The 10,931-nt window shown below is 33.0% G+C and carries 10 protein-coding genes; 2 read left to right on the forward strand and 8 right to left on the reverse strand.

What is annotated here, in order from left to right:
* Positions 1-33 precede the first annotated feature (33 nt).
* From AC3WRL_RS10320 to AC3WRL_RS10345, 6 genes are all read right to left on the reverse strand, one after another.
* The gene (locus AC3WRL_RS10320; RefSeq protein WP_492330221.1) at positions 34-1,413 is read right to left on the reverse strand and encodes a phosphatase PAP2 family protein; all 1,380 of its coding nucleotides are present in this window, start codon (positions 1,411-1,413) and stop codon (positions 34-36) included.
* A gap of 107 nt (positions 1,414-1,520) precedes the next feature.
* A complete protein-coding gene (locus AC3WRL_RS10325; protein ID WP_214831242.1) occupies positions 1,521-2,525 on the reverse strand; it encodes a zinc metalloprotease in 1,005 nt (334 codons plus the stop codon).
* A gap of 607 nt (positions 2,526-3,132) precedes the next feature.
* Positions 3,133-3,771, reverse strand: a complete 639-nt coding sequence (locus AC3WRL_RS10330) for a response regulator transcription factor (RefSeq protein WP_214831243.1) — start codon at positions 3,769-3,771, stop codon at positions 3,133-3,135.
* A complete protein-coding gene (locus AC3WRL_RS10335; protein ID WP_214831244.1) occupies positions 3,768-4,553 on the reverse strand; it encodes a sensor histidine kinase in 786 nt (261 codons plus the stop codon). The genes AC3WRL_RS10330 and AC3WRL_RS10335 overlap by 4 nt, the downstream gene beginning before the upstream one ends.
* Positions 4,532-5,179, reverse strand: a complete 648-nt coding sequence (locus AC3WRL_RS10340) for a hypothetical protein (RefSeq protein ID WP_251040590.1) — start codon at positions 5,177-5,179, stop codon at positions 4,532-4,534. The genes AC3WRL_RS10335 and AC3WRL_RS10340 overlap by 22 nt, the downstream gene beginning before the upstream one ends.
* Positions 5,180-5,218: 39 nt before the next feature.
* The gene (locus AC3WRL_RS10345; RefSeq protein WP_492330222.1) at positions 5,219-5,764 is read right to left on the reverse strand and encodes a hypothetical protein; all 546 of its coding nucleotides are present in this window, start codon (positions 5,762-5,764) and stop codon (positions 5,219-5,221) included.
* Between the two features lie 271 nt (positions 5,765-6,035).
* Between AC3WRL_RS10345 and AC3WRL_RS10350 the strand changes: the two genes are divergently transcribed.
* On the forward strand, positions 6,036-6,917 hold the full coding sequence (locus tag AC3WRL_RS10350) for a hypothetical protein (protein WP_214831246.1): 882 nt from the start codon (positions 6,036-6,038) through the stop codon (positions 6,915-6,917).
* A gap of 67 nt (positions 6,918-6,984) precedes the next feature.
* Here AC3WRL_RS10350 and AC3WRL_RS10355 read toward each other — a convergent pair whose 3' ends face one another.
* Together AC3WRL_RS10355 and clpB are read right to left on the reverse strand one after the other, a co-directional pair.
* Complete coding sequence (locus AC3WRL_RS10355; protein ID WP_214831247.1) at positions 6,985-7,134, reverse strand: hypothetical protein; 150 nt, start codon at positions 7,132-7,134, stop codon at positions 6,985-6,987.
* A gap of 152 nt (positions 7,135-7,286) precedes the next feature.
* The gene (gene clpB, locus AC3WRL_RS10360; protein WP_492330223.1) at positions 7,287-9,881 is read right to left on the reverse strand and encodes an ATP-dependent chaperone ClpB; all 2,595 of its coding nucleotides are present in this window, start codon (positions 9,879-9,881) and stop codon (positions 7,287-7,289) included.
* A 374-nt stretch (positions 9,882-10,255) separates the two neighbouring features.
* Between clpB and AC3WRL_RS10365 the strand changes: the two genes are divergently transcribed.
* On the forward strand, positions 10,256-10,834 hold the full coding sequence (locus AC3WRL_RS10365; protein ID WP_492330224.1) for a TetR/AcrR family transcriptional regulator: 579 nt from the start codon (positions 10,256-10,258) through the stop codon (positions 10,832-10,834).
* Positions 10,835-10,931: the final 97 nt, after the last annotated feature.

The raw sequence follows: 10,931 nt of genomic DNA on the forward strand, positions 1-10,931 counted from the left end.
TAAGCCTTCAAATTTTTGAAGGCTTATTTTTTACTAAAAGTAGGCTGTCAATCTTAATCCTACTGTAAAATATTTAATTTTTTCTTTGGCATAAACCCTGTTAAATACTTCATTCATCTCGTCGTCATCCTTTACAATATCACTGAAGTTATAGGACATCGTAGATTTTAATTGATTATAATCTGCATATACGGTAATTCCTAATTCAGGATTAAGCTTATAGGTAAGTGCACTTCCAAAATTCCATCGGAAAGCATTTGAAGGCTTATAAGAGGCGACTTCAAGTTCGTTATTTGGATTATCAATGTGTTCACTTTTTACAAATATTTTTCCGCTAGCCGGTGTTGAGTATCCTGCGGTAGCTTTTAATGTTATTTGCCAGTTTTCTGAAAATTCATGTGAGAAATAGGGGCCGATTCCGAAATTCAGGAACCCTAAAGACTGAGTTGTTACATCAAAATTTTCATAATGCTCTTCGTCATCTAATGTTAATCGGATAGGTTTTATGGGAAAACTGCTAAAACTCATATCTCCACCGATGCCCCACTTTTTTGAAAAAAAATAGGCACCTTCCAATCCCGCCTCAAAACCAATTTGTTTTCGATCATCCAATTCAGATTCTTTAAGGAAATTGGTAGTAGCCAAAGCGGATCCTAATTTTATGGAAAGAAAGGAAGGATTTCCGTTGCTTTCTATTCGGGAAAGTAAACTTAAGTTATCACCTTTATTTTTATAAATCTTATCAATAAAAAAATATCCTAATTCTGTTGAGATAATCCCTATTCCGGCACCAGCCAGAATATCCGGCATCCAATGTCTGTTATTGAGGTTTCTGCCCAGACCAGTAAGTGTTGCAGCGCTATATCCACCGATACTATAGGCAGGATTTACAATTCCATATTCCTTATGTAAAAAGCTCGCATTAGTGAAAGCCATTGCTGCGTGTCCTGATGGAAAGGAATTTTTTGCCGAGCCATCCGGGCGTTCGACTTTTGAGGTGTATTTTATAGAATTCACGATAATGCCCATAATTGCAATACTGGTTGCATATGATAAGGTGGCTCTTCCAATGTTATTCCGTCCTTTAACCCCTGCTATTTTTAGTCCATATACTGTTGCTGCGGGCGCATACTGAAGGTAATCATCAAAGGTTGCTTTAAAAGCTGGAATATAACGATTTCGGATTTCCCGGATGTTTTCCCGTTCTCCCCAAGTTGCTGCTGTTGCTGCAAAAAGTAAAGTAGGGGCAATTGATTTTTTTACCCATTCTTTTTGTAGGAAAGTCTTTTTCTCTGAAATAGCAATATCTGAAATGATATATTGCTGATCCTTTTTAAGTTGGAGAGTATCCTGAGCTTTATAAAAGCATAATGTTAGCAACATGCAGGATGCTAATGCTATTTTATTCATCATTGTGTGTTTTTGTGTAGTTTAATTTTGAATTTAAACCGATATCAAAAGTATAAAAAAAAGTCCCTTCTCAAAGCTGAGAAGAGACTTTTAACATATAAAAAGTTTTTTTAGTTAACTCTTAAACCTGCTCTTGAGCCAGACGAGGCAACTACAGCCTGCATTCTAGTTTTTTGACCTGCTGAAAACATAAACATAGCAGCATCATCTACATAATCCATATAGTTCATGAACATGATAGATCTTGAAACACCACTACATGTATTGTATACAGGATAAGTTGGTTTACCTGCATTATCAGAAGTTTGTGTAGGTGTATCAGCTACAAGGTCATTTCCGCAATTTGCATCTCCCCAAATATGTCTAAGATTTAAGTAATGACCTACTTCGTGAGTCGCTGTTCTACCTAGGTTGAATGGAGATGAGGCTCCAGTTTTTCCAAAATAAGGAGCTGCAATAACTACACCGTCATTCCATAATCCAGCAGATTCTGGGAAAGTGGCATATCCAAGAATTTCTCCTTGGCTGGTTGGCATACTACTTACCACCCAAATGTTAAAATAATTGGTAGGGTTAGTTGCATCTATACCGCCAGTAGACGCTTTCTTCATAGCATCATTATCGCTCCAGCTTGTTTTTGTAGTCGCTTTTCTTACCGTATTTGCTAATTTGAATCTTACTTTTACATCACCTGATTTTACTGATTGGAATTCTGTAGGAATTTTAGTAACATCACTATTTGTTCCTCCATAATCTGCATTTAATACAGCAATTTGTTCTGCGATTCTTGCATCTGAAACATTTTGAGCGGTCGTTTTATATAATACATTCACTACTACGGGAATTTCAACAGTACCATCCGGTAGAACTTTTCCCAGTTTGATATCGTTCATGAATTTTTCTGTATTAGCTTCCAGTGCGGCATATCTTTGTCTAAGCTCAGGATTGTTTTGTAGAGCTTGTTTTCTGATTTCCTCTGAAGGACAGAATCTTTTGCCAGCTAAGCCGGAAGGCTCAGATTTGTTTGAAGGGTTTTCACTTTGATTTGTTACATTGTCGCTGTTACAAGCGGACATGAATCCTAGCGCAAGGATTCCGAATAGTAGTTTTTTCATTAATTCAATATTTATATATTTTGTGGAAAAACGAAATTATATTATTTTGAATTAGTTCGCAAGGTTCTATTTTATCAATTTATAATATTTACTCTGTTTTATAAGTGAATAATATAGTTTTTTACTGCGATTTTTATTGATTTACTCTTTGGTGAAGCTGATTTAGTTGATTTTTGTTATTTTCATAATTTCCATGTATTTTTCTTCAATTTAATTGTAATTATATAACAAAATCTATTATTAATTGCATAATTCGCAAAATATAATTTGGATTGAATTTATTAATGTTCAATTTAGTTTTAGTTTAAAAAAATAACTTTAGATTATTTTAATATTGGAAAACATAGGTTTATTTGAAATTTAAATGAATATTTTTAACGAGATGATTTTCGTGATTAGATGAGGTTGAGATTGTAGAATTTTTCAATGATTAAAATTCTAAATGCGTTTTTCTGCAATTTTTTAGATCCAAACAGCATCGTTTAATAAAAAAACTTCCTCAGAACGAGAAAGTTTTTAAAGTATTTTTTATTGGGATTAAACAAGATCTTAGCTAAATAGTAAATCATATGTATTCCTATTTTACAATTGGTTTATTGATTAGAAATTAATCGAAACCATTTTTAATAGCAAAGACAGCCAGTCCTACTCGGGTTTTTAGATCTAATTTTTCACAGAGTTGATCTCTGTAGCTTTCTACAGTTCTGGGGCTGCAGCACATCTTGTCAGCGATTTCTTTATAGCTAAGTTCGGTTACAGTATATTTCAAGAACTCTTTTTCACGATCTGAAATCCTCACCGTATCCTTAGATTCTTTCTCATTGTTTAAATTGGAAAAAATAATTCTTGACGCCCACTCGGGATAAAAAAATCCCTCTGTATTAAGTTTAATAAGAGCCGTTTCAAGCTCTTTTGGATGAGTGTTTTTTAGGAGGTAGCCTTTTGCACCGTTTTTGATCATTTTAATGACACTTTTGTCATCGCCCTGCATGCTTAAGGCCATTACCTTAACGTCAGGATGATTTTCCTTAAGCCAGAGAACAGTTTCAAAACCATCCATAATTGGCATGCTGATATCAAGTAGAATTATATCAGGAATCTTACTGTTGTTTTCAAATTTCTGGATCAGATCCTTTCCATTTTCACAGACATAAATAACTTCAAAGTCTTTAAAATTATCAATAATACCTTCTAGTGCCTTTGCAATAAGGACGTGGTCATCTACGATAACAATTGTTTTTTTCATGGCTGTTTTTTTAAAATAATATTGATACTGGTTCCTTTGTTTTTCAAACTTTCCAAACTAAAATGAGCTCCAATGATCTCAGCTCTGTTTTTCATGTTTGTTAGCCCTATACCATTTGAGGTTATTCTGGATCTGTCAAATCCAATTCCATCATCCTGAATATTAAGTTCCCAAAGTATTTCTTCGGAAGTATTGAGGTTAATGAAAATATTTTTGCAATTGGCATGCTTAATACTGTTTTGAATAAATTCCTGCGTGATTCTCAAAAGAACATTTTTATGCACGAATCCTAAGTCGAGCTGTTTGAAGTTATGATTGAAACTTACATTGCATCTTTTAAAAGCATTGGTATTATCAACCTCTTCCTGAATTAAAGTTACAATTTCCTTTTGGTTGATGTTGTCATCAGTCAATGTTTTTGAGAGGCTTCTTAGATCCTGTAACGATTGATTGATAATTTGTGAAACCTGTTCAATTCGTTCACTTACTTCCGGAACCTTATTTTCATACAAAAGCTGTTGAGTATAAAGACTTACAAGCGTTAACTTCTGTCCTATATTGTCATGAAGCTCACGTCCTATTTGTTGCATTGTAGCTTGTTGAATTTCTAGTTGGGTAGCCAGAAGTTCCTTTTGGTGAATCTCGTTTTTTATTTCAATTTCATTTAAATATTCTTTTTTTCTTTGCTTGTATTTTCTGATGTATACCATAACAGCGGCTACAAACAATACAAAGAATATATTGAATAAGATAATGGTTATTAAGAGTTCTGTTTTCCCCATATGAATGAAATTGAGAATAATAAATACATAATAATTCCAGATATCAAAAAATAGTCAAAATATATATTGAAAATTCCTCTATACTCTCTGATTAAAGTCAAAAATGTCCAGAAAGGTAAAGTTCCAATATAAAATAAAGTTACACCGAGGTTGATATAAAACATTCTGTTTTTTCCAAAACTAAGAATGTTTGAAGAGTTAATCTGTTTATAATATTCCATTACCACCAAGATCATTAGAATAAGACAACCTAAAGTGTAATTTAGAGAAAACATTATTTTATCGGTAGAAAAAAGGATCTCACTTGGGATAAATGATACTAAATATAATAAAGATAAGACAATATATAGTTTTCTGTTTTCAAATGATTTTGCGGCATATAACCAATAAAAAAATATAAATTGAATAGGAATTACAAAATAATTATAAAACGCAGCTTTATTATATTCCATAACTAAATCACCCCATTTTCCCACTGCTTCACACAAGAAAATAAAGATTAAATAGAACATAAAGTATTTCCAATATTGATTTTTGATCTTATTGTAAGACAAAATGGATGTAAAAGCTGCTAGACCTTCTACCCAGAACATAGATTCTTGTATTACTTTTTGGAAATCAGTCATTATGTGTACTACTATTTAAATAATTGTTTATTGAGGGCTTTAAAATAATTCTGACTTGGTTCCGTCAGGTGGAATTAGATTTCCGTGATTTTGTGCAAGTCCTTCTTCTTCAATAGGAGTTTCTGCATTACGGGATTTCAATGCCATCGCCATTGCGTGGCCATTAGATGCTAAAGGATTAAAATCATAATCCAAAAGATCCCCATTTTCATCTTCTTTTTTCAAAGTGGGAACCATTACTAAAGTATGTCTTTCTGCATATTCTTTTGGAACAGTATGGTTTTCCATAATTGCCCAATGTTCAGATTTAGGATAAGCGGCATAATAAAATCTGATACCAAGATCATTATCAGTAGTTGTCGGGTCAATTTTTTTAGCTTCAGTTTCCAGGTCAGCAATGAATTTTTTCAGTTTTGGTAGATCAAACCAAATAGAGTGGGCGTCGTTCATTTCAAGATTTGAATTAATAGCTTGTAACTGATTGTTACGATAATTATTGATCAGTTCTTGAATAAAAGATGTGGTCATGGTGTTTGGAGCGCTAAGCGTTTCAATATCACCTTCGAAGATAGGTTTTGTTTCCATAATGTTAGTTTTTAACACATTGTTAGTTAGTTCTGCAAATCTCGGAAAAATTTTATGTTAAATAACAGGTGTTTTTCCTATTTATTATCCGTGATTTTACGGATTTCTTTTTTTTTTGCATACTGCTATCCTTATCAAAAATGAAGTGTCCTAAAAATTGCTATATTGCTTTTTAATATTAAGTTAGTCTTATTTTTTTGCGAAAATAACCAATTTATTATATATTATTTCTACGAAATTGGATATATTTACTATCGAAAAAAAAATCATTTTGAAAACAAAAATTTTTAGCATAGGTTTTATAAGCCTTTTATCGGTTTGGATGCTATTTCAGTCATGTAATGGTGATTCTGAAAATGACTTGTCCAAAGGTACAGTGGTTTCGCAAGATTACAAGAATCAGTTGATTAATAGTAAAACTGCGCAAACACTTGGAGATAATTATTTAGCTAATAACTATACTTTATTATTAGGAAGAAGGACGGCTAAAGGACTATCTGGTGAGGATGCCAGACAGGTGGTTTATCCAATAGAAGTTTTAGAAGCATATGTCGATCATGTGAAGTTAAAAGTAGGAGATGATGCCTTAATTGGAGTTAATATTGGACAATATCCTGCAAATAATGTGATAGATAACCATCAGAGACAAGGTTACAAAGGATATCAGACCATGTATCTAATGTCTTATAAGACAGCTAATGATACTATTTCTCCAAGTAATTGTGTTGAAGCAATGAATCATGGTAATCTTATTCCACCAGATGCAACAACAAATAAAAATGATATTGTAGATAAGAATTTTGAAAATTATTTAATTGCTGACGACGCAGCTGCGCTTTTGTATGATACGTATACTTTTAATAATGAAAAAACATTAGATGCACAGGGTGTAGAGGTAAAAAGACAATACTTTTATAGTGTTAATGTGCTAAAAGGATATCTTCAATATGTGAAAGAAGAAGCGGTGGCAAAAGGAATTACTGAGGTAAACATTTCTATCAATATAGGTCAGAATAGCTTCAGTTCAGATATGACAAGTAAAGGAAAACAAAAAGGAGGTAGTCAGTGTATCTATTTTACAGCATTCCCAAAAGGAAGTGATATGAAAGATATGGTAAGTAATCCTCTTAACAGTCTTTCTGCACTTAAATAAAATAAGTTGTATAAAATTAAAAGTGGCGAAAATTTTATTTTCGCCGCTTTTTTTATAAGATAATTTTTTAAACACATGGATATTTTCTGAAGTCTTTGCATGTATTGTCAGAAGTACAACAAAGATTGGGTGGACAGCCGCCGCCAATGTCACAATAGATAGGAGCCGGTCCAGCTCCAGTGATTTTCTTTAAATGATGTCTTTTTAATTTTTTCATAATAGTTCTTGTTTTAATTACATTAATTTTTTGGTCATTGTAAATGTATGAATAAGTATCTATCATGTGAGTTATTTATTGATAAAAAATAAGTGCTGTAAACAAAATTTACAGCACTTACTACAAAAATAATATATATGAAAAAAACTACTTTATTTTTCTGCTGGTCTGAAAACCAGTCCTGTTTCCTCGAAATAATCTAAAGTGATTCTATCACCGTCATTTACCGTTCCTGCAAGAATCTCTCTTGATAATTTATTTAAAACTTCCTGTTGGATTACTCTTTTTAAAGGTCTAGCTCCAAATGCAGGGTCATATCCTTTATTCATCAGGTAATCCACAGCATCCTGAGTTGCGGTCATAATAATGTTTCGTTTTGCTAACATATCATTGAAGCCCCTTAATTGATACTGAACGATTTTTCCAATTTCTTTTTTTCTTAAAGGCTGGAATAGTACCACTTCATCAATTCTGTTTAAGAATTCAGGACGTAATGTTTGTTTTAATAAATCAAAAACTTCGTCTTTCGTTTTATCTACAATCTCATCCTGGTTTTCTTCAGTGATATTTTCAAAATTCTCCTGAATTAAGTGTGAACCTAAATTCGAGGTCATAATAATAATAGAATTTTTGAAATTCACGACACGGCCCTTATTATCTGTCAGACGTCCATCATCTAAAACCTGCAACAGAGTGTTGAAGACATCAGGGTGCGCTTTCTCAATTTCATCTAAAAGTACCACAGAATAAGGTCTTCGTCTTACTGCTTCCGTTAACTGTCCGCCTTCATCATATCCAACATATCCAGGAGGCGCTCCTACTAATCTTGAAACAGAATGACGCTCCTGATATTCACTCATATCGATTCTGGTCATATTGTTTTCATCATCAAATAAGAATTCTGCTAAAGCTTTAGCTAATTCAGTTTTACCAACTCCTGTTGTTCCTAAGAAAAGGAATGAACCAATTGGTTTTTTTTCATCACTTAAGCCCGCTCTGTTTCTTCTGATCGCATCAGCTACTGCCTGAATAGCTTCATCTTGTCCTACTACTCTGTGGTGAAGTTCAGTTTCAAGATGTAATAATTTTTCTCTCTCGGACTGTAAAAGTTTTGTTACAGGGATTCCTGTCCACTTTCCAATTACTTCCGAAATATTTTCAGAGGTTACCTCTTCTTTGATCAGTTCATTCTGATGGTTTTGCATTTCTAATTCCAGTTTCTGCAAAGCATCTTCTTTCTCCTTGATTTTTCCGTATTGAATTTCTGCTACTTTAGCATAGTCTCCTGCTCTGGAAGCTCTTTCAGCTTCTAACTTAAGAGATTCTATATCTTTCTTGATTTGAGTAAGATCCTCACTTTTTTGTTTTTCTTTTAACCATTTAGCATTGATCTCATTCCTCTGCTCAGAAATTTTTGAGATATCTTCTTTTAAATGCTCTATCTTGGTTTGGTTACCTTCTCTCGAAATGGCTGCCAATTCAATCTCCATCTGCATCAGTTTTCTATCTAAAACATCCAGTTCTTCGGGTTTTGAATTGATTTCCATTCTTAATTTTGCAGAAGCTTCATCAATAAGGTCAATGGCCTTATCTGGTAAGAATCGATCTGTGATATATCTTTGAGACATCTCAACGGCGGCAATAATTGCTTCGTCTTTGATTCTTACTTTATGGTGAGCTTCATATTTATCTTTAATACCCCTAAGAATAGAAATTGCAGACTCTGTATCCGGTTCATCAACCATTACTTTTTGGAAACGTCTTTCAAGAGCCTTATCTTTTTCAAAATATTTTTGATACTCATTTAAAGTTGTTGCTCCAATGGCTCTCAATTCTCCTCTTGCCAAAGCCGGTTTCAAAATATTAGCCGCATCCATAGCACCTTCTCCACCGCCAGCACCTACCAGTGTATGAATCTCATCGATGAAAAGAATGATCTGTCCGTCTGATTTTATAACTTCATTAACAACAGATTTTAAACGCTCTTCAAACTCTCCTTTATATTTAGCACCCGCAATTAAGGCACCCATATCCAATGAATATAATGTTTTATCCATTAGGTTTTCGGGAATATCCCCAGATATGATGCGGTGAGCAATTCCTTCAGCAATAGCTGTTTTACCAACACCAGGTTCACCGATTAAGATCGGATTATTTTTAGTTCTTCGGGAAAGAATCTGTAATACGCGACGGATTTCTTCATCACGCCCGATTACTGGATCCAGTTTTCCTTCGGCTGCTAATTCATTGAAGTTTTTAGCATATTTATTTAAGGATTGGTAAGTCTCTTCTGAACTTGCTGAGCTCGCCTTACTTCCTTTTCTTAATTCTTTAATAGCACCTTCTAATAGATTTTTGGTCACACCCATATCCTTGAGCATTTTAGAAACTTCAGAGTTTGTTTCCAAAAGTGATAACCATAAATGTTCAATCGTTACATATTCATCACCCATTTTTTTTGCAATGTTCGGTGCGTCCAGTAAAACTTTATTGGCAGATTGTGAAAGGTAAATGTTTCCGCCCTGAACTTTAGGAAGTTTTTCTAAATTTTCTCGGTTACGCTCCCTTACCAGATTTGCATCTACTTCAGATTTTTTTAATAAGAAAGGTGAAATATTTTCATCTACCTGAAAAATTCCTTCCAGTAGATGTTGAGGTTCTATGCTTTGATTGCCAAATTCCATAGCAACTTGCTGGGCTGCCTGGATGGCTTCTTGTGATTTTACAGTATATTGATTTAAGTTCATATTTTATATTTTTGAGTTGATTTAAGCAATTTAGATTTCAGACATCAGATTTCAGACCATAAGATCTTGAATTAAAATAAATTTTAAAATCTTTTATCTAAAGTCTGATGTCCTAGATCTAATTTTAATCATTTAATTCGAGTACCATATCGCAAAAACTGTTCAATTATTGAATTTTCAAATATTTAGGACAAAATTTCCGAATATTGCATTTTGAGCTGCGCTTTCACTAGACAAAATTTCCATTTTTTAAAAATCAGTTGTAAATTTTGACATCTCTTATAGTCTTATTATGATTAAAAAGAGTATCTAAAAACTTTTATAGACCAAAAATCTACAGTTTAAATCAAAAAAGTTACTTTTGTATTTTACTGATGGAGCTTAAAGAAAAACAAAGAAAAATATTAGACGAAGCCGTTCAGCTTTTCAAAGAGAAAGGTTATATGGGTAGCTCTGTAAGAGACTTGGCTACCAAGCTGAATATAAAGGCTGCTTCCTTGTATGCACATATCCAATCTAAAGAAGAGATTCTTGAATGGATCTGTTTTGGAATTGCACAAGATTTCTTCGTAGAGCTGGAGGAAGTACAAAACACGGATCTCAATCCAAAAGATAAATTGAATTTATTTATTGATAAACATTTATCTATTGTGCTTAAAAACCCTGATGTTACCCACATTTATTCCAATGAATGGAAACATCTTGAAGAAAGGCTTCCTGAATTTGTAGAATTAAGGAAGAAATATCAGCAAGAAGTTGAACAATTAATTTCTATGATCTATAAAGCTGAGAATTGGGAATTAAAATCACCTGTTTTTACGACTAGATTTATCCTTCATACTTTAAACAATTCCTATTTCTGGTTTAAAAGAAATACAGAATCGACTACTGAAATTACCGATGAGATCAGGAATAAGATACTTTTTGGGCTTCTTGGAAATGAAAAACAATAGGCTTAAGGATTGAAATCTTCAATTTAATCTTTTTCATTCTGACTGAGAAAATCTAAATACTAAATTGTATAACTAAAGATCCTCCACTGTATTCCAT

Source organism: Chryseobacterium sp. FW101-FHT12H09 (assembly GCF_058790395.1).